Source organism: Cerasicoccus maritimus (assembly GCA_031296935.1).
In the GTDB taxonomy this organism is placed as follows: domain Bacteria; phylum Verrucomicrobiota; class Verrucomicrobiia; order Opitutales; family Cerasicoccaceae; genus Cerasicoccus; species Cerasicoccus maritimus.
In genome coordinates this window covers 46,070-66,650 of the sequence record JAVDPD010000010.1, presented here as the reverse complement: position 1 = coordinate 66,650, position 20,581 = coordinate 46,070, and the positions used below count along the sequence as shown (strand labels likewise).

Annotated in this window: 9 protein-coding genes; 8 read left to right on the top strand and 1 reads right to left on the bottom strand. The window is 56.6% G+C overall.

Features of this window, described 5'->3' with window-relative positions; translation table 11 throughout:
- Window positions 1-253: 253 nt before the first annotated feature.
- A complete protein-coding gene (gene tyrS / locus RBB62_RS08680) occupies window positions 254-1,435 on the bottom strand; it encodes a tyrosine--tRNA ligase (protein ID WP_309398351.1) in 1,182 nt (393 codons plus the stop codon).
- Window positions 1,436-1,892: 457 nt separating this feature from the next.
- On the opposite strand from tyrS, the gene RBB62_RS08675 reads away from it, so the two are divergent.
- From RBB62_RS08675 to RBB62_RS08640, 8 genes are all read left to right on the top strand, one after another.
- Window positions 1,893-2,201, top strand: a complete 309-nt coding sequence (locus tag RBB62_RS08675) for a hypothetical protein (protein ID WP_309398350.1) — start codon at window positions 1,893-1,895, stop codon at window positions 2,199-2,201.
- A gap of 44 nt (window positions 2,202-2,245) precedes the next feature.
- Window positions 2,246-3,175: a cyclase family protein gene (locus tag RBB62_RS08670; RefSeq protein ID WP_309398349.1), complete on the top strand. Its 930-nt coding sequence runs from the start codon at window positions 2,246-2,248 to the stop codon at window positions 3,173-3,175.
- Between the two features lie 99 nt (window positions 3,176-3,274).
- Window positions 3,275-3,745: a redoxin domain-containing protein gene (locus tag RBB62_RS08665; RefSeq protein ID WP_309398348.1), complete on the top strand. Its 471-nt coding sequence runs from the start codon at window positions 3,275-3,277 to the stop codon at window positions 3,743-3,745.
- A gap of 57 nt (window positions 3,746-3,802) precedes the next feature.
- Complete coding sequence (acnA, locus tag RBB62_RS08660) at window positions 3,803-6,553, top strand: aconitate hydratase AcnA (protein ID WP_309398347.1); 2,751 nt, start codon at window positions 3,803-3,805, stop codon at window positions 6,551-6,553.
- Window positions 6,554-6,633: 80 nt separating this feature from the next.
- On the top strand, window positions 6,634-7,152 hold the full coding sequence (locus tag RBB62_RS08655; RefSeq protein WP_309398346.1) for an STAS domain-containing protein: 519 nt from the start codon (window positions 6,634-6,636) through the stop codon (window positions 7,150-7,152).
- Between the two features lie 423 nt (window positions 7,153-7,575).
- A complete protein-coding gene (nifJ, locus tag RBB62_RS08650) occupies window positions 7,576-11,151 on the top strand; it encodes a pyruvate:ferredoxin (flavodoxin) oxidoreductase (RefSeq protein ID WP_309398345.1) in 3,576 nt (1,191 codons plus the stop codon).
- Between the two features lie 89 nt (window positions 11,152-11,240).
- A complete protein-coding gene (locus RBB62_RS08645; protein WP_309398344.1) occupies window positions 11,241-12,248 on the top strand; it encodes a dihydroorotate dehydrogenase-like protein in 1,008 nt (335 codons plus the stop codon).
- A gap of 224 nt (window positions 12,249-12,472) precedes the next feature.
- Entirely contained in the window at window positions 12,473-20,563 is an 8,091-nt protein-coding gene (locus tag RBB62_RS08640) for an immunoglobulin domain-containing protein (protein ID WP_309398343.1), read from the top strand.
- Window positions 20,564-20,581 lie beyond the last annotated feature (18 nt).

The following is a 20,581-nucleotide window of genomic DNA, read 5'->3' as shown; positions in this document are numbered from 1 at the left end:
GCGCCCTACCTTTAGTCGTGGATTGGCCATTTGCCCAATGGGCAAATCAATGGATGCAACGGCACGTTGCTAGCCCACACCGATGAAGCTGCGGATCGAGATCCCGCTTTGTGGGACAGGCTGATTGCGCCACCTTTCGAGATAACGTAAGGCGTAGAGGCAGCGGGCGGCTTGTCTGGAGACTGCGCCCTACCTTTAGTCGTGGATTGGCCATTTGCCCAATGGGCAAATCAATGGATGCAACGGCACGTTGCTAGCCCAGGACCTTGAAGAACTTGCGCTTGCCGCCCTGGATGACGAGCTCGTCGGCGGGCTTGTCGAGGATGGCCTTGGGGTCGCTGACGGATTCGTCGTTGACCTTGACCGCACCTTGCTCGACGAGTCGGCGGCATTCTTTCTTGCTCGGGAAGAGGTCGGTGCCGGCCATCAGGTTGAGGAGTGGGCAAGTCGTTTCGCCGCCGGAGAGGGAGTCCCATTGGAACTCGGGCATGTCGTCCGGGCGTTGGTTTTTGGCGAAGACCTGCTCAAATTGCTCCAGCTCGTGCTTGGCGTCAGCGAGGGAGTAGAACATCGCGACCAAGGATGAGGCGAGGTGCTTCTTGGCAACCATCGGGTGATCGCTTTTGTGGTGCTCGATGCGCTCTTCGTCCATGAGGAGGAGCAGGCGATAGTAGTCCCACATGGTCTCGTCGCTGATGGACATAATGCGGCCAAACATGTCCTTGGCGGTGTGGTTGAAGGAAATGTAGTTGTCGTAGCTCTTGGACATCTTTTTGACGCCGTCGAGGCCGACGAGGAGCGGCATGGTGATGACCGCTTGCTCGGGCTGGCCAGCGTCCTTCTGGAGCTGGCGTCCAACGAGCATATTAAAGAGCTGGTCGGTGCCGCCGAGCTCGACATCGCTCTCGAGCATGACGGAGTCATAGCCCTGGACGAGCGGGTAGAGGAATTCGACAATGGAAATTGGGCTGTTGCTAGCGTGGCGCTTGGCGAAGTCGTCGCGCTCGAGCATGCGGGCAACGGTCATCTTGCGGGCCAGGTTAAGCGTGTCGCCGAAGGACATTTCGTTGAACCACTCGCTGTTGTAGCGGACGATGGTGCGGTCCTCATCGAGGATCTTGAATGCCTGTTCCAGGTAGGTTTCGGCGTTGGCGCGCACTTCGTCTTCAGTGAGGACGGGACGGGTGTCGGATCGACCGGACGGGTCGCCAATGGTGGCGGTGTAGTCGCCGATGAGCAAAATGCAGTCGTGGCCCATGTCCTGGAATTGCTTCATCTTATTAAAGACTACCAGGTGACCGAAGGTGAGGTCGGGGCGGGTGGGGTCGACACCGAGCTTGATGCGCAGCTTTTTGCCGGCGCGGATGCGCTCCATCAGCTCGTCTGCGCCGATGATGGTGTCGATGTTCTGCTTAATGTTTGCTAGTTGGCTCATGGGATTTGCAAAGCTGAGGATTAAAGGCGGATTCGTGGGCAATGGACAAGGGCAAAAGCAGTTCAGGAGCGTATCCGTGGGGGTGTACTGCTGTATCGGCTAGCACGGTTTCTAATTTTGCGAGGGCTGCCCATTAAATATTAGGGTTTTGTCGGTTTGGCAAGATAGCCGTTGCCGTCGTAGCTTGTTCAACCATTCGCCTCCACCCCCATGAACCAATTCATTCTTTCTCAAGCCTACTCTGTCTATTGCCACTGCTGCATGGCGTTGGTTCGGCTGCGCCAATTCGCTTCAACGCGTCGCGTAGCTGAACCAACGCCTTCTCTTTCGGCGGATGCCTAGGCGCGTTTTCTCTGGATGCAATCTTCAGATGATTGATGCCACCTTGCATGCCCTTTGATGATACGGGGCTTGCGCATCCCGCCAAGACGCGCCTAGCATCCGCTAATATATGGAGATGGAAACGATTATCGTCTTGCTGGTCGCTGTTTTTCCGCTGTTGGCATGGTATCTTCGCCCAGGGTGGGGAGAGGCGGCATACTTGCTGGCGGCCTTTGTGACCTTCTATTTCATATTTGCGATGCTGAGTGCGTTTATCTTCGGCATCGTGTCGCTTTACATCGCCGTTTTCGTTGAGGGAATCGATCCGCACATTGTGCAAACTGTGATGTCGATGATCGCTTACATTGCTTTGTTTACCGCAGTTGCGCGCCACTACTTCAAGGAATACGGTGATAAGTCGGCGAAGACCGCTCCCGCACAGTAATCTTGCTTGAGCGGGTGGGCTTGGGTAGGCATCATGGCCGCGCCATGAAAATCATTCCTCTGTGCCTGCTGCTGATCACCCAAGCGCTTTTCGCGGGGCATCCGCTGTGGGATCTCTACGAGCAGCAACTCAAGTCTGCCAAATACGTGGACCTCACGCATGCCTTTGCGCCAGTGCAGCCCGTGTGGCCAGGCTTCGGCGAAGCGACATTCTCGGCTACCGTCGCAGCCAAAGATATGCCTGGTTACATCGAGAAGGGGCAGCCGTTTACCATTTCCAAGCAAGGTTTCCGGGCGACTGCCTACGTGCTGCCCAGTGATCAATACGGCACGCAGCTCGACCCGCCGGCGCATTGGAATCCGGTTGGAGCAACGATCAGTGACCTGCCGCCGACATTCGCGGTCCGCCCACTGGTGGTGATTTCCATTGTTGATCAGTTAAAAGACAACGCCGGTTATGAGTTGACCATGAACGACGTCCTAGCCTGGGAACAAGAATACGGCCAAATCCCGGAAGGGGCGGTGGTCATGGTCCGCAGCGACTGGTATCAGAAATGGCCCGACGTGGCGCATTTTACTGACAAACCGTTTCCGGGAGTGAGTTTGCCTGCATTGAAATTTCTCCATTTGGAGCGGCATATTTTGTTTCATGGGCACGAGCCGCTCGACACCGATGACTCAGACGATCTCGAGGGAGAAGCCTGGCTGATGCATCACAATTTCGCGCAGGCCGAAGGGGTCATGAATCTGGACAAGGTTCCTGAGGTGGGCGCGCTGGTGGCCATTGGCTACGCGAAGCCGCTGGGTGGTACAGGTGGGTTTGCGCGCTATGTGGCTATCTGCCCGCCAGACTGGCCGTATGGCGTTACGATCGAAGAAGCACCCGGTGCGCCCTTGCCGGTTTCTCCGGAGCCGCTCAAGCGCAATGTGGACGGCGTATTGACCCCCGGTGGGAAGCCGAATTTAATTGAATGATAAATTTGCTGCGGACATTTCATGCCGAGCCGCCGCAATGCTTGACTTGGCCGCGGCATCGGGCTTGGTTAATGGTTTTATTATCAACATTCTTTGACTATGGCACTTGCTACTGGAACCTCCGCACCCGATTTCACGCTTAAGACCAAGACCGCAGATGGTCTGGCCGACATCACGCTCAGCGCTAACTTCGGCTCGAAGAAAACTGTTCTTCTGTTCTTCCCGCTGGCCTTCACCAGTGTTTGCACCGATGAACTTTGCACAATGAGCAGCGCGCTCGAAGAGTATGCCGCCCTCGATGCCGTTGTTTACGGACTGTCGGTCGACAGCCCTTTCGCGCAGGAAGCCTTCGCCAAGGCAAACGCCATTACCGTGCCGCTTCTGTCGGACTTCAACAAGGAAGTCGCCGCCGCCTACGACGTGCTCTACGAAGACCTTCTCGGCTTCAAGGGTGTTTCCAAGCGCGCTGCTTTCGTGATCGATACCGATGGTAAGGTTGCCTACTCTTGGGTGACGGAAGATCCGCATAATCTGCCGCCGTTCGATGAGGTCAAGGCCGCCCTCAGCTAATTACAATTTTTCCGCTGGCCCAACTCGCATCAATCTTGCTTCGCTTTAACTAACACTATGTCAGAACTCGCCGATCCGTTTAATGTCGTCAAAGAACTCGCCGACAAGGGCGTTTATTACTCCTTGCCCGAGTTGGAAAAAAGTGGAGTGGGCCCGGTCTCATCCTTGCCGGTTTCCATCCGTATCGTATTAGAAAGCGTCCTGCGCAACTGTGGCTCGGCGGGCATCACGGATGCCGATGTCAAGCGCCTGGCCAACTGGAATGCCGAATCTCCGGCACCGGAAGAAGTGCCCTTCGTCGTCAGCCGTATCGTCCTGCAAGACTTCACCGGTGTGCCGCTGCTCGTCGACCTCGCCGCCATGCGCGACGCCGTGGCCGAGCTCAATGAAGACGCCGGCCTGATCGAGCCGCTCGTCCCGGTGGACCTCGTTGTCGACCACTCGGTGCAGGTGGATCGTGCTGGCACCGCCAGCTCCTTCGTCGCAAACCTCGAGCGCGAGTTCGAGCGCAACATCGAGCGTTACGAGTTCCTCAAGTGGGGCCAGCAAGCTTTTGAAACCTTCAGTGTGGTTCCGCCCGCAGTGGGCATTGTTCACCAGGTGAATCTCGAGTATCTGGCGCGCGTGGTCTTCCAGAAGGAAATTGCGGGCAAGAACGTGCTTTACCCGGACAGCCTCGTTGGCACCGATTCGCACACCACCATGATCAACGGTCTCGGTATCGTTGGCTGGGGCGTGGGCGGCATCGAAGCGGAAGCCGGCATGCTCGGCCAGCCCATCGCTTTCCAGACGCCGGAAGTCATTGGTGTGAACCTGACTGGCGCGCTCAAGGAAGGCGTCACCGCGACCGACCTTACCCTGCGCATCACGGAAATGCTTCGCGCCGAAAAGGTCGTGGGCAAGTTCGTTGAATTCTACGGCGAAGGCGCTGAGGCGCTGACGCTCGCTGACCGCGCGACGATTGCCAACATGGCTCCCGAATACGGCGCCACGATGGGCTTCTTCCCGATCGACGACAAGTCACTCGAATACCTGCGCGCCACCGGCCGCACCGAAGAGCAGATTGCAACCGTTAAGGAATACCTGGAAGCTCAGGGCCTCTACGGCATGCCGAAGGCAGGAGAAATCAAATACACCAAGAGCATTGATTTGGACATCAGCACGATCGTCCCGAGCGTTGCTGGCCCGAAGCGTCCGCAAGACCGTATCGATCTGGACAACCTCAAGTCCGCTTGGAACACCATGCTCCACGCTCCGCTGGCCGAAGGCGGCTACGGCGTGACCAGCGAAAACGCTACCCGCAGCGCCAAGGTGGACAGCACCAAGGACGTTGAGCGCTGGCGTGACGATGGTGGCGCATTGGTTGCGACTGAAACTTTGCCTGAAATCTCCCACGGCTCCGTGCTGATTGCGGCGATCACCAGCTGCACCAACACCTCGAACCCGTCCGTGATGCTTGCCGCTGGTCTCGTGGCCAAGAAGGCAGTGGAAAAGGGCCTGACCGTCGACCCGACCGTTAAGTGCTCCCTCGGGCCGGGCTCCCGCGTGGTGACCGATTACCTGAACGAAACCGGTTTGAGCGAATACCTCGACCAGCTCGGCTTCAACCTCGTCGGCTACGGCTGCACGACTTGCATCGGCAACTCCGGCCCGTTGGACCAGTCCGTCGAAGAAGCAATCGTCGAGGGCGAACTCGTCACGGCATCGGTTCTCTCCGGTAACCGCAACTTCGAAGCCCGCGTGCATGGCTCGATCAAGGCTAACTTCCTGATGAGCCCGCCGCTCGTCGTTGCCTTCGCCCTCGCTGGCACGGTCAACTTCGACATGGACAACGATCCGCTCGGTAACGACAAGGACGGCAACCCGGTTTACCTGAAGGACATTTGGCCCAGCCACGAAGAGATCCAGGCCAACATCCTCAAGGGCCTCAAGCCCGAGATGTTCCGCCAAAAGTATGCTGACCTCAATTCCGCCAGCCCACAATGGAATGACGTTCAGTCATCGACCGGCGCGGTTTACGGCTGGAATGAAAAGTCGACCTACATCCAGCGCCCGCCGTTCTTCGAAAACTTCGGTATGGAGCCTGGCACGATTGAGTCGTTCAGCGGCTTGCGTCCAATGGCCCTCCTCGGCGCTTCGGTGACCACTGACCACATTTCCCCGGCTGGCGCGATTAAGCCCGATAGCCCGGCAGGTAAATACCTGATGGACAACGGTGTGGAAATTCGCGAGTTCAACAGCTACGGCTCCCGCCGTGGTAACGACCGCGTGATGACCCGTGGCACCTTCGCCAACGTTCGCATCCGCAACGAAATGGCTGAAGGCAAGGAAGGCGGCTACACCAAGCTTCAGCCGGACGGCGAGATCATGGCGATCTATGATGCCGCGATGGAATACAAGAAGCGCGGCGAAGGCCTGATTGTCTTTGGCGGTGTTGACTATGGCATGGGCTCCTCCCGCGACTGGGCGGCCAAGGGCACCGCGCTGCTCGGCGTAAAGGCCGTGGTTTCGAAGTCCTTTGAGCGTATCCACCGTAGCAACTTGATCGGCATGGGCGTTCTTCCGCTTTGCTTCAAGGAAGGCACGGACAAGGATACTCTGGGCCTCGACGGCACGGAAACCTTTGATCTGCTGGGTCTTAGTGAAGACATAAAGCCTGGCGCTGAAGCCACGCTGGTGATCAAGCGCGCCGATGGTTCTACCGAAGAGGTGACTTTAGACGTGAGGTTGGATACTCAAGTTGAGATTGAATATTACCGTAACGGTGGCATCTTAACTTATGTTCTGCGCCAACTGCTCGATAAGTAATTAGTAGCACTTTGCTTCGTTGCCCGGCCATTCCGGGTAGCGAAGTTATATACATTGAATACTTGATTTTTTAAAAACGCATGCCTGACAGCGAAAGCCCAGTTTTTCTCATCGATGCTTATTCCGAGCCGGTGATTCTGCGCATTCAAGGCCGCGCGAGCTTCCTGAATTGCGCCCCAGTGCGCGACTTCTTCGACCGGGTGGCCGAAATGGGCAAGCGTAGCGTGGTCATTGATTTCCAGGATTGCACTGGGATGGATAGCACATTTCTCGGTATTATGGCCGGGGCCGCTTTGGAATTCCGCAAGCTCGATCCGCCCGGGGAGTTCACCTTGGTACGCTTGAGCCAGCGCAATCTCGAACTGGTTCGTAACCTGGGCCTCCACCGCATTATGAATGTGGAAACGGGCGACTTCGAGATGACCTTTAATTCGACTGAGTCCGAGTCGTTGAAAAACGCCAGCCAGTCCGAGCGGGACAACGCAGCGATGGTACTCAAGGCCCACGAATGCCTCGTGGAGGCCGACAGCAGCAACCAGAAGAAATTCCAGGATGTGCTGTCATTCCTGCGTTTGCAGGTGGATAAAGACGCTCCGTAGAGGATAGCTTTGCGCGTATGTGCGAAGATGCCATCTACACGCATCTGTTTTGACACTGTGCGCCGTTCATTTTCCTGCTGCGCAGCCATCCAAGGGAAGTGCCAAATGAAGCAGCACTTTTCAGCGAACACTTGGCAAAGCCATGCCTGCGACATGAGCTCATTGCCAAGCTAGATGAGAAATGCTCTAGAGCAGCTGTTGGAGGACTATCACCCCTCGGGAAGCTCACTTTTCTGGCAAAAAAGTTTTTAGCTTAGAGGAAAATTTCATCTCTGAAACCACCGTAACTGCGGTGGTTTTTTTATGGCAGGGGAGAGAGGGTTTAACTATTTGATAAATTAAATTAATGAGATTCGATTTCATCATTAGTTTTTCTTGCCATTGGATTTTTGGTTGGTTAGTTTTTCTAATTGTAACGCAACCATGAATAAGCCAAGCGATTTTGCCATCACCGACGCTAATGAAGCAGCAGCCTCGGTGGCCTACCGACTCAGCGAGAATATCGCTATTTACCCCATCACGCCGTCCACCCCGATGGCCGAGCTTTCGGACGAGTGGTCTCAGGCGGGTAAGAAGAACCTTTGGGGCGATATTCCCACTGTAGTCCAAATGCAGAGTGAAGGCGGCGTAGCCGGCGCACTCCACGGCGCGTTGACCGCCGGCACTTTAGCGACGAGCTTTACGGCGTCGCAGGGGCTCCTCCTGATGATCCCCAATATGTATAAGATCGCCGGGGAGCTGACGCCGTTTGTGCTCCACGTGACCGCCCGCAGCCTCGCGACGCACGCGCTGTCGATCTTCGGCGACCACTCGGACGTCATGGCCTGCCGCCAGACGGGCTTTGCGATGCTGTGCTCCAACAGCGTGCAGGAGTCGGCGGATTTTGCCGCCATCGCCCACGCCGCGACGCTCGAGTCCCGCGTGCCGTTCCTCCATTTCTTTGATGGCTTCCGCACCTCGCACGAGATCAACACCTACGAGCCCGTCAGCAATGAAGTGCTCGATCAGTTGATCGATGACGACGCGGTTAAGGCTTTCCATGACCGCGGCCTGACCCCGGACGCCCCGATGATTCGCGGCACCGCGCAGAACCCCGACGTGTTCTTCCAGGCCCGCGAAGCCGCCAATGGCTATTACGACGCATTGCCGGCAATCGTTGACCGCATCATGGCGAAGTTCGGTGAGCTGACCGGCCGCCGTTATCAACTTTTTGAATACTCCGGCCCCGAGGATGCGACCGACGTCGTGATCGTGATGGGCTCGGGCGTTGAAACCTGCCAACAAGCCGCCGAAGCGCTTTGTGCGGATGGCCGCAAGGTCGGCGTGTTGGCCGTTCGTTTGTTCCGTCCGTGGTCGCTGCAGCACTTTATTGACGCACTCCCGAAGACGATTGAGCGCATTGCCGTGCTCGACCGCACGAAGGAGCCCGGCGCTCTCGGCGAACCGCTTTATCAAGACGTGGTCACCGCGCTACGCGAAGCGAAGGACCTCGGCAAGATGGCCAGTGAGCCAACTGTGCTGGCTGGACGATATGGCCTCGGCAGCAAGGAGTTCAATCCGGGCATGGCCAAGGCGGTCTTTGACAACCTGCTCGGCAGCGAGTCGATCAACCATTTCACGGTGGGCATCGTGGACGACGTGACCCACCGTTCGTTGCCGGTCGATGAAGACTTCAAGGTTGCTTCAGGAGACGAGTTCTCCGCGGTCTTCATCGGCCTCGGCAGCGACGGAACCGTCGGCGCCAACAAGAACACGATTAAGATCATCGGTGAAGAAACGGACAACTGTGCGCAGGCTTACTTCGTGTATGACTCAAAGAAGAGCGGCGCGATGACCGTGAGCCACCTGCGCTTTGGGCCGAAGATGATCAAGGCACCTTACCTCGTGCAAAGCGCGAAGTTTGTGGGCATCCACCAGTGGCAGTTCGTGACGAAATACGACGTGCTGAAATACGCCGCCGAAGGCGCCACCGTGCTGATGAACTCGCCGTTCCCGCCGGAAAAAATTTGGTCCAAGCTACCCTTCGAAGTGCAGCAAACATTGATCGAAAAGAAGCTCGAGCTTTACACGATCGACGCCTACGCCGTTGCCCGCAAGGCCGGTATGGGCGGCCGCACGAACACCATCATGCAGACCTGCTTCTTCGCGATCTCCGGCATCCTGCCCAAGGACGAAGCCATCGCGAAGATCAAGGGCGCTATCGAAAAGACCTACATGCGCAAGGGCCCCGCGATTGTGGAGAAGAACTTCGCCGCTGTCGACATGGCCTTGAGCTCGCTTTATCTGGTTGACCTCCCCGCCACCGCCAACTCATCCATCGCCTTCCCTCCGGCGGTTGCGGCGGAGGCGCCAGACTTCGTTCAACGCGTAACAGGCGTCATGCTGCAAGGCGATGGCGACCTGCTGCCCGTCTCAGCCTTCCCGGTCGACGGCACCTGGCCGTGCGCCACGAGCCAGTGGGAAAAGCGCAACATCGCCACGGAAATCCCCGTGTGGGATCCAGACGTCTGTATCCAGTGCGGCAAGTGCGCGCTCGTCTGCCCGCACGCCACGATCCGCTGCAAGCATTACCCGGAGAACGCGCTCGACGAAGCGCCCGAGAATTTCCTCTCCGCGCCGTTCAAGGACCGCAAGATCACCGGCCACCGCTACACCATCCAGGTAGCGCCCGAGGACTGCACCGGCTGCGGACTCTGCGTGACCGCTTGCCCGGCCAAGAACAAGGCCAACCCACGCGAAAAGGCGATCAACATGCGTCCGCATCAGGAGACCGTGGCGCAGGAAAAGATGCGCTGGGACTTCTTCCAGGAGCTGCCGCGCCCCGAGCGCACCGCGCTGGGCCTCACCACTCGCGACACTCAGCTGCGCGAACCGCTCTTTGAATTCTCCGGCGCTTGCGCAGGCTGCGGCGAAACGCCTTACCTGAAGCTGCTCACCCAGCTCTTCGGCGACCGCCTGATGATTGCCAATGCGACCGGCTGTTCCTCGATTTACGGCGGCAATTTGCCCACGACACCGTATTGCACGGACGAGAATGGACGCGGCCCGGCTTGGAGCAATTCGCTCTTCGAAGACAACGCCGAGTTCACTATGGGCATGCGTTTGGCCGTCGATAAAAAGACGGAAATGGCGCGTCGACTCCTCCAGCAACTCACGCCGCAACTGGGCGACATGCTGGTCCGCGAAATCCTGATGAGCCATCAGAAGGACGAGATGTCCGTCTTCGCTCAGCGCGACCGCGTAGCGGAGCTCAAGCGCAAGCTGATCGGCATGGACGAGCCGGCCGCCAAGCGACTGCTGACCTTCGCCGACTTCCTTGTTCGCAAGAGCGTGTGGGGCGTCGGGGGCGACGGTTGGGCCTACGACATCGGCTTCGGCGGCTTGGACCACGTCCTCGCCAGTGGCCGCAACGTCAACATCTTGGTGCTCGACACGGAAGTTTACTCCAACACGGGCGGGCAAGCCTCGAAGTCCACGCCAATGGGCGCGGTGGCGAAGTTTGCGGCCGGTGGTAAGGAAACGCCGAAGAAGGACTTGGGCCTGATCGCGATGGGTTACCAAAACGTCTACGTGGCCAAGATCGCCATGGGCGCCAGCGAGCGTCAGGTGATCCAGGCGCTCGACGAAGCGGAGAGCTTTGACGGGCCGAGCCTGGTCATCGCCTACAGCCATTGTATCGCCCACGGCTACAATTTGAACTTCGGTCTGCAGCAGCAAAAGCTGGCCGTGGACAGCGGACACTGGCCGCTCTACCGCCACGACCCGCGTCGTATCGAACGCGGTGATCCCGCTCTGCAGCTCGACAGTAAGGCGGCGAAGAAATCGCTCCAGGAATACGTGGATAATGAAGTCCGCTTTCGTTCGTTGGCGCAAGTCAACCCCGGTCGCTCGAAGGAGCTTATCAACCGGGCCGAGTCCATCGACGGCGATCAACGCCGTCTCTACGAAAACCTCGCGCAGGTTAACAAACCCAAAGACGACATCGGCGAACCGATTTAAATTCAAAATTATGAATGCAAAATTCAAAATGGATTCATAACGCGTCCACTAAGATTTTTGCATTTTGCCTTTCCAATTTTGCATTTCTCATGAACCTCACCACGCATTACCTTGGGCTCGAGCTGCCCCATCCATTTATCCTCGGCGCTTCGCCACTGGCTTCGAACCTCGACCGCGTCCGCAAAGCCGAAGACGCCGGGGCTGCCGCCATCACCCTGCATTCACTTTTTGAAGAGCAGGGGCTGCGTCAGGAAGCTGGCCTCGACGCCCACGTCCACGCCTACGAGGAAAGCTTTGCCGAAGCTGGCAGCTACTTCCCGAAAGAGGCGGAGTTCCACCTCGGGCCGGACGAATATTTGGCGCACGTCAGCGCCGCGAAAAAGGCCGTCAATGTGCCGATCATCGCGTCGCTCAACGGCACACACCTCGGTGGCTGGTCTTACTTTGCCAAGGAAATCGAAAAGGCCGGCGCCGATGCGCTGGAGCTGAACCTTTACTACCAGCCCCGCGTGTCCGACGAAACTGCGGACAACGTGGAAACCCGCCTGGAAGAAATCGTGAAGTCGGTTTGCGAGTCGGTGAAGATGCCGGTCTCGGTCAAGCTGTCGCCGTTTTTCACGTCGCTGGCGCACTTTGCCCGCCGTTTGGAAGAAGCCGGTGCGAAAGGCCTGGTGCTCTTTAACCGCTTTTACCAGCCGGACATCGACATCGAAGACCTGGAGCTGAAGCCCAAGTTGAAGCTATCCAATTCTTCGGAGCTGCTCCTGCGCTTGCGTTGGCTGGCCGTGCTGTCTGGGCGCTATCAGCTGGACCTCGCGTGCACGGGTGGCGTCCACAAGCGCGACGACGCGATCAAGGCCGTTATGTGCGGCGCGGATGTTGTGCAGGTTGTTTCCGAACTGCTGACGGACGGCGTCGAGCGTCTCTCTGATCTGCGCTGCGAAATGTCGCGTTGGATGGAAGACAAGGAATACGAATCCCTCGCGCAGATGAAGGGCAGCATGAGCTACCGCCACGCGCCGAACCCGGAAGTCATCGAGCGCGGCAACTACATGCGCATCCTGCAATCCTGGGAGCCGGCGGATAGTATCGACTAGGCGCCTTTAGCGCGAAAAATCGCTTTTCCAGCCGGGTCTCTTTCGAGGGTCTCGGCTTTTTAGTGACTACAGTGAATGTCTGATGTATATGCATGATTCTGTTCAGTGCCATGAGGGCATAATGGCAAGTAGGTGGTTACATTCGTTTATGCGAAATTTGGGGAGTTGGGTTCATTGCGGCTAGATTATTAAGCGGATTTATGCTACCAATTTGGCTACCTACTATGAAGCATACCGCCCTTTTAGCCTGTCTTGGGATCGCAATCAGCGGCCTGGGAGTGACTAGCCATGCAACGCCCGTAGATCTTGATGCTACCTTCCTCAGTGGAGTGGGCATCGGGATCACAAAAGAAGGTTATCCGGATCCGGAAATCTTTGGGACCGGGGCAGTTAACGCCGTAGGGCTGCAATCGAACGGTAAGATTTTGGCCGGTGGTAATGTGTCGCTTTTTCAGGGGACCGGGGACGCCGAAGCACTGCGCCGCCTCAATAGCGATGGGACTTTGGACACGTCATTCAACTCCGGCAATGCTGGCTTGGCGGCGAGCTCGGGATCACCAGAAGTCAATGTGATCTACGTGCTGTCGGATGACAAAATCCTGGTGGGCGGAACATTCAGCACCTACAACGGCGTCTCCCGCTCTGGCATCGTGAAGCTCAATGCGGACGGCACGCTGGACACCTCTTTTGACACGACGGGCGTCGGCGGCACGCTGCGCTATGTCAACGACATCGAAATACAGGCCGACGGCAAGGTGCTGATCTCGGGCGGATTCAGCTCAGTAGGCGGGGTGGTCCGCTCGAATATCGCACGTCTGAACACCGATGGCTCCGTGGATACATCCTTTGCGCCGACCCTGACTTCGGCGGCTATTTACGACATGGCGCTGGCCGCTGATGGTGATATCTATGTGGGCGGCGCTTATTCGCAGGGTTTTGCCCAGCCAACCTTGAATTTGCTTTATCGCCTGAACTCCGATGGCTCGCTGGACAACGGGTTCAGCCCGGACATCAATGACTACGAGGGCGACATCGACGCCATTGCCTGCCTGTTTGATGGGCGTGTGGTCGCGGGCGGCAATCCCTACGGTTACGACGTGGGCTCCTCGACTGAGTGGATCGCTGTTTTCCGCTCCAATGGTGCCTTGGACACCACATTCGACGCCAATCTCGGCGGTGGAACCAATGGCTGGGTCGGCGGCTTCATTAAGCAGATTCCGAGCGGCAAGATTCTGGTTGGTGGTATTTTCAATGAAATCGACGGCAATCCAACGGCGTCCATTGCGCGTCTGAACCCAGACGGCACGTTGGACACTGGTTTCCTCCCTGAGCCTTACACGACCGTTCGCGGCGAATTCGGCACGCACTTTTACGACGTGGCGATTCAGCCGGATGGCAAATATGTAGTCGGTGGCTGGTTTGAGCGGGTGACTGACCCGGACCTGGAGATTAACAATATTGTTCGGTTTGAGGGGGACGATATCGGCGGCAGCGAAGTCACGCTGGCAGCGAGTTCGTTCACCTATGATGAGTCCGACGTGACGCTGTCGATTCCGGTGGCGCGTTATCCCGCTGGTAGCGGCGCAGTGTCGGTAGAAGTGTCCGCCTCGGCGCTTTCCTTCCCGGGCTTCTCACCGGTGAGTGAGACCCTGACGTGGGCCGACGGTGAATCCGGCGTGAAGTATTTCGACGTGACCGTGACCGACAACAACAGCGATGACGGTGTGCGCACCTTTACGGTTAGTTTGAGCAATGCATCCGGCGCTGGATTGGGTCAAAACGAAGTTGCCACGGTCACCGTGCGTGATGACGACAGCGCGCCAACAATAACCGTGCAACCCTCCGACGTGACGGTGAATCAGGGGTATCTGTTTCAAATTTCGCTGGAGCTCGACAGCGTGCTTCCGACCACGGTTACCTGGTATGTGGATGATGTGGAAATCGCCACTGGTGCCCGCGTTACTCTGACCGCTAACCAAGCTGCGCACCAAGGCACATGGCATGCGGTCGTGACGAATGAAAATGGCTCCATCCAGTCGGACGATGCCGAAGTGGTGATTAATATTCCGGCTGGTTCGTTTGACAGCTCTTTCGATGTGGATGCGACGAGCCGCGTGATCTCGATGGTCGCCTTGCCAGGTGGTGGTTTTGCCTATGGCGGTTCAGATTATTTGAACGCTGTGGACGGAGATGGAGACGCCATCTTCAGCTTTTCCACGGATGGCTCGATTAGTAGCTTGGCAGTGGACAGCTCGGGTAATATTTATGCGGTAGGTTCGTTTACCTCGGTGGGTGGAACGGCGGTCACCAAGGCGGTGCGCATCAGTCCGGCGGGCGTGATCGACACGAGCTTCAACCCGATCCTCAATTCTTCGTACGTTCCGAGTGTTATTTCGGTGGCCGAAGATGACAAAATTTTCATCGGCTTCAACGATACGCAGAAGCTGAAGCGTTTTCACACCGCTGGTAATCAAGACTACTCGTTTAACGGCAATTTCTCGACCTTCAATTCCATCACTACTTACAGCATTTTGCCGCTGGATGATGGCTCGGTGTTGGTTGGCTACCGCGGCTACCAGAGTAGCTTTAGCTTCGAGTATGCCGTGAAGAAGCTGGATTCGAACGGCAACGTCGTCTCGGACTTCACCTTGGACATGAATTGGTATGCTAACCGGATTATCGAAATTCCGGGTAACCGCTACGCGATTTTTGGCGGCTTCACGGAAGTTAATGGCCAAGACGCAGAGCGTGTGATGGTGATTGAGGCAGACGGCTCGACCGCAGAAGATTTTTCGACAGATGACATCAACTGGCCAGTGCTTGACGGTCTTTACCTCGACGGCTTTTTCTGGATCGTCGGCAACTTCACGACCATCGGCGGCGAGACGAGTTACCGTGTCGCGCGCTTGAATCTGGATGGCTCGCTCAATGATGACTTCCTGATCGGGACCGGCGCGAATTACACGGTCAACGCGATTATCGAAGATGGCGCGAATCTCGTGATTGGCGGTGATTTTACACTCTTGAATGATCAGCCGGTCAACTACCTGGCAAGCTTGGCCAGTGGCCCCGGCTCAGCTGGCTTTGGCGAATATGGCACGGAAGTCCTGGAAACCGTTGGCACGGTCGATGTGCAAGTTTACCGCTTTGGCGACGCATCGGGTGCGGCCAGCATCGATGTGGTGTCGATCGACGGCACGGCGACGCTTGGTGACGGCGACTATGCTGCAATTTCTGAAACGCTGACTTGGGCCACCGGCAACAGCGATCCGAAGACGGTCACGGTGACGATTTCCAACGACAGTATTTCGGAAAACGAGGAAAGCTTCGAACTCGGCTTGAGCAATCCCGTCGGTATGGAAGCCGGCGGTGTGAACCGCTACGTGATCACCGTGATCGACGACGATCAGAAACCGATTATTACGACACAGCCCGTTCCGCAGTCCGTCACGGAAAATGACGCGGTCACGTTCAGCGTCGTCGCGGAAAGCCAGACGAACTTCACCTACCAGTGGTACAAAGTGGGCGAGGGGGCCGTCCCCGGCGCGACCGGCAGCTCCTTCACTATCGATCCGGTGGCGCTGACGGATGTGGGTAAATACTACGTGGAGATCACCAACAGCGGCGGTACGACGAAGTCCAACGAAGTCGGCCTTTCTATTCTGGAAGACCCGACAAAGATCCACCCGAGTTTCAACCCTGGCTTCACCTACACCGGGCTTACTTTGGAATACGTTGCTGCGACTTCGGACAATGGCGCGATCATTGGCGGCAATTTCACCAATTTCAATGGCACGGGCAAAAACTACCTGTTTAAGGCAAAGCCGGACGGCACGGTCGACACGGATTGGACGGTGGATTCCATCGTAAGTGGCCAAGTGTTACGCATCGTTCCAGATGGGGACGGCTACTTCATCTGCTTTAACAGCTATCCTTACCTCACGCGCATTTTTGAAGATGGGTCGCTGGATACCGAGTTCAGCACCGCCTTCGAAGGCGCAAACGCTTCTATCTATGATGTCGCACGCATGCCGAACGGAAATTTGCTGATCGGCGGCCACTTTAGCATGATTGGTTCGGTGGCACGGAGCAGTACGGCCATTTTGGAGTCAGATTATAGCCTGGACTCGGACTACGCGCCGATCTTGTCGTGGTCTCAATATCCCTATCGTGGCATTGTCATGAATGTCGCAGCGGATGAAAATTATGTCTACCTGGCGGGTAGCCTTACTCACGTCGACACTAACAAGAATTACTTTATTCGCCTGACTTATGATGGCAAACTGGACACCACCTGGAATCAGAATTTTTATGGCTACAATTACTCGCTGTATCGCACGTCGTTACTGCCGCAGGATAATGGCGAAATCATCGTTTCTCATGGGAATGTTGGTACGGAGTTGCTGTTGAATGATGGCTCACGTTCTTCGTCTTATGGCAACAGCATGGGTGGGCGCGTCGGAGTTCAGGCGAATGGCCAGATGGTTGTCGCCCGTTCGGCGAAGTCGCCTTACTTCTGGCGTCTGAATGCCGACAGCTCGGCAGACACGGAATTCAACACCGGCATTGGCGCGGGTCCTCAAGGGCAGGCCTACGATGTCTCGGTGGCGCCCGATGGCAGTATCTGGCTGGTTGGTCGCTTTGCCCAGTTTAACAACGTAACGGTGCCTTACTATGTGCGTTTGCAGGGGAATGAGATCTTGCTCAACATCCTCACCGACCCGCGCAGCATGGACGTCAACCCGGGTGACACGGCGGAGTTTTCGGTGATCGCCTACAGTAATACCACCTTGAGTTATCAGTGGTATAAAGACGGTAATCCGCTCAGCGATGGTGCCGACTACTCCGGCACAACCACCGCTAACCTCAGCGTGCTCGATACGGAAGAGGCAGACGAAGGCGTTTACACGGTGGACGTCACGAGTGATGCGGGCACGCTCACGAGCGAAGGGGCAGACCTGATTGTCCTCGATGATCCGGAGCAACTCGAACCGCTGACTGCCCAGTTACTCGTGGAAGGCGATACCTTGACCTTGTTCACGGATTTCATTGCCGCTGCGCCTTACACCATTGAGTGGTTACACGGTGATGATGTGTTGGCTGATGGCGGTGACATCTCCGGCGCCACGACGACGGAGCTAACCATTACTAATATGGCCCTTGACGATGCCGGCCAATACTTCGTGCGTGTCACGAACAGCTTCGGCTCGGCGGAGACTGTTCCCGTACAGATTGATGTAATTGAGCCGCCCGCCGGGTTATTCGTCACCGAAGGTTACGCATACCCGAATCGTCCTCCGCAGTCGATTCTGGCATTGCCGGATGGCCGAGTGTTGGTTGGCTCGGATCGTTATGCGAGCTACACGCTGCTGGCGCTGAATGCCGACCTGACTCAGAACGTCGCAGGGAGTCTGCCGATTGGTCTGAGTGGTTCATTTGCTGATGTGCAAGCTATGGTGCGCCAACCCGATGGCAAGATCCTCATTGCTGGTCGTTTCTCGTCGGTCGATGGGGAGACGCGCAACAGCATTGCCCGCTTGAACAGCGACTTGACGCTCGATGATTCATTCGCCCCAGATGACTTCACGCAGACCTATGAGATCAATGCGCTGGCGGTTGGACCTGATGGCAGCATTTACGCGGGAGGCTCGATGCAGCCTAGTCAATATCTGGTGAAGCTCCTCCCGGATGGCTCGGTGGATCTCTCTTTCAGCAGCCCGTTGAACGGAACGGTCAATGCGCTGGAGATTCTGCCTGATGGCGATTTGCTGGCGGTTGGTTATTTTACGACTGCGTCCAACGGTCCGCGCATCACGCGACTTTCGCCCAATGGAGATATTCGCGAAAGCTTTGTTTCGCCGGTGACTACATCTGTCTCTCAGATCTATGACGTGGCGATCCACACGGATGACTACGGGCTCATTGGTACGGGCAACAATGTGATTCGCTTCAATCTGGAAACAGGTGAAGAGGATACCGAGTTTGCAGCCAGCATTGGCACGACCGTTACGGAAGTGGAAGTGCAGAGCAATGGACGCATCGTGGTTGGTGGCTCATTTGGGCTGACGATTGATGGTCGGCTTTACAAGCGCCTCATGCGCCTGGAGGCAGACGGAACGCTCGACACGACCTTCCGCACCGATCCTGGCCAAGACACGAACAACTCCGCGACCGCGTTGGAAATTCTACCCGATGGGCGCATTGCTTATGGCAGCACCTTTTACACCTTCAATGGCGTCAGTGGAACGTATAGCAACCTGGTGTTCCTCAACGGTGATCCCGTCGAGCTGGACATCATTGTGGATCCTGCAGATGTCGAAGTGGTGCAGGGTGATTCAGCAACATTTGAAGTCTTTGCCACCGGCACGACGGCGCTCAGTTACCAATGGTATAAAAACGGCGGCCCGCTCAGTGATGGCGGCACGATCAATGGCGCCACGAGCAGCAAGCTGCGATTGCTCAGCACGAATGCCTCTTCGGCTGGCGAGTATTCAGTGAAGGTCACCAATGAGTCCGGTTTTGTCGAATCGGAATCCGCTGAGTTGATTTTCCTCGGTGCGCCGGAGTTTATCAGCTTGCCTGCTTCAGGCGATATCGCCTTTGGCGAGCCGACCTATTTACGGGCTTCGGTGCGCGGCGTTGAGCCGATCAGCTATCAATGGTATCGCGATGGAGAACCATTGAGCGAGGAAGACGGCGTTACTGGATTTGACTCGGATACACTCCTGATCACCAACCCACTTCCGAGCTTTAGCGGCTCCTTCGAACTCCATGCAACGAACGTGGAAGGCACGACTGAAAGTGATGAGATTCAGGTATTCATTGTCCGCGATCCAGCTCGCCCATTTGCCGCGATTACGGTGCCTGAGTTCAACTATTACGTGCGGGACTTCGCGTTCTTGGATGATGGACAAGTAATTGCAGCGGGTGACTTTAGCATAGTGACTTATCCGGGGGGCAGCGCGAGCCGACAAGGCTTGGCGATCTTCGGTGATGATGGCGTCATCGATAACACCTTCCCGCAAGCACGCTACACTTATTCATTGTCGGTCGATGGTAGTGGGCGCATCTACGGCGGCGGCAATAATTCCACGCCGGGCCGAGTCTATCGCATCATCGACGACCCAGTCGAAGGTTGGCAATTTGATGATGCGTTCGATACTGGCTCTGGCCCAAACAGCTATGTTTACAAGGTCGAGGCTACGTCGGATAACAAGGTTTATATCGGCGGTCAGTTTAGCAGCTTCAACGGCTCCACGGACATCGCCTACTTTACCCGACTTAATGAAGATGGCAGTGTCGATACGACATTTACCAAGGACCCGTTAGTCAGTAGCACGGTGCGCGACTTTCTCGTTTTAGACAATGGTCAGATTCTGGTGGCGGGTAATTTCAGTGACCGCGTTCTCTTGCTCAACAGTGATGGTTCGGTGGACGAATCATTCGACTATGGAGGGATCAGTAATTACATCGTCTACAGTCTCGCACAGCAGGGGAACAAATTCCTGGTTGGTCATCAATATGGTTACCTTTACCGGGTTGACTCGACTGGTGCCGTTGACACGAGCTTCCAGTCGCATAACAGCTACCGTCCGGCCTATGCCCAGATTGAGAAAATGGTGGTGCTGCCCGATAATCAAATCCTGATGAGCGGAACTTTCACCAACTATGATGGTGTAGCCGTGAATTACTTCGTTCGTGCCGAAGAAGACGGCTCTATCGATAACGACTTCGATCAGGGGACTGGATTTAATTCCAATGTGTATGGCCTGCGTGTGGATGATCAGGGGCGCATTTGGGTCGGTGGTCACTTCACTTCGTATGATGGTGATCCTTTCGACCGCGTTGTCGCGCTCAACGGCGACGATCCCAATGCTGTCCCGGCAACTCCGGGCGTGCAGGATTGGCTTGAGCAAAACTTCCCCGAAGATGAGCGCGATCTGGACTACAGCGGCGGTGGCCACGGTGTGACTAACCTTGAGCGTTGGGCCTACAACATGTCGGCCACGGGTTTTGAGCCCGATCAACAGCCTCAGAATAGCATCATGGCGGGCGACGAACTGGGCCTCACCAGCGATAGCCGCGAATACTGGGTCATCACTGTGCGCAAGCGACCGGAGGCGACTGACGTGCAACTGAGCACGGTGTTTAGCTCGGACTTGGCCACGCTGAGCGGCAGTGGCGAGGCTGGGGTGCTGGTCTCGGGACCGAATGCTGACGGCGATGACGATGTCTATATTTACCGCTCGCCCAAGCCGATCGAAGACTACGGCGTGCGGATGTTTGCCCTGGTAAAGCTCAACAGCGGACGCTAAGGAGCCAGCGGTTAAACT

What these genes read in the sequence shown, in the direction of transcription:
- tyrS (WP_309398351.1), bottom strand. Translation starts at nt 1,435, where the DNA reads ATGAGCCAACTAGCAAACATTAAGCAGAACATCGACACCATCATCGGC.
- RBB62_RS08675 (WP_309398350.1), top strand. Translation starts at nt 1,893, where the DNA reads ATGGAAACGATTATCGTCTTGCTGGTCGCTGTTTTTCCGCTGTTGGCA.
- RBB62_RS08670 (WP_309398349.1), top strand. Translation starts at nt 2,246, where the DNA reads ATGAAAATCATTCCTCTGTGCCTGCTGCTGATCACCCAAGCGCTTTTC.
- RBB62_RS08665 (WP_309398348.1), top strand. Translation starts at nt 3,275, where the DNA reads ATGGCACTTGCTACTGGAACCTCCGCACCCGATTTCACGCTTAAGACC.
- acnA (WP_309398347.1), top strand. Translation starts at nt 3,803, where the DNA reads ATGTCAGAACTCGCCGATCCGTTTAATGTCGTCAAAGAACTCGCCGAC.
- RBB62_RS08655 (WP_309398346.1), top strand. Translation starts at nt 6,634, where the DNA reads ATGCCTGACAGCGAAAGCCCAGTTTTTCTCATCGATGCTTATTCCGAG.
- nifJ (WP_309398345.1), top strand. Translation starts at nt 7,576, where the DNA reads ATGAATAAGCCAAGCGATTTTGCCATCACCGACGCTAATGAAGCAGCA.
- RBB62_RS08645 (WP_309398344.1), top strand. Translation starts at nt 11,241, where the DNA reads ATGAACCTCACCACGCATTACCTTGGGCTCGAGCTGCCCCATCCATTT.
- RBB62_RS08640 (WP_309398343.1), top strand. Translation starts at nt 12,473, where the DNA reads ATGAAGCATACCGCCCTTTTAGCCTGTCTTGGGATCGCAATCAGCGGC.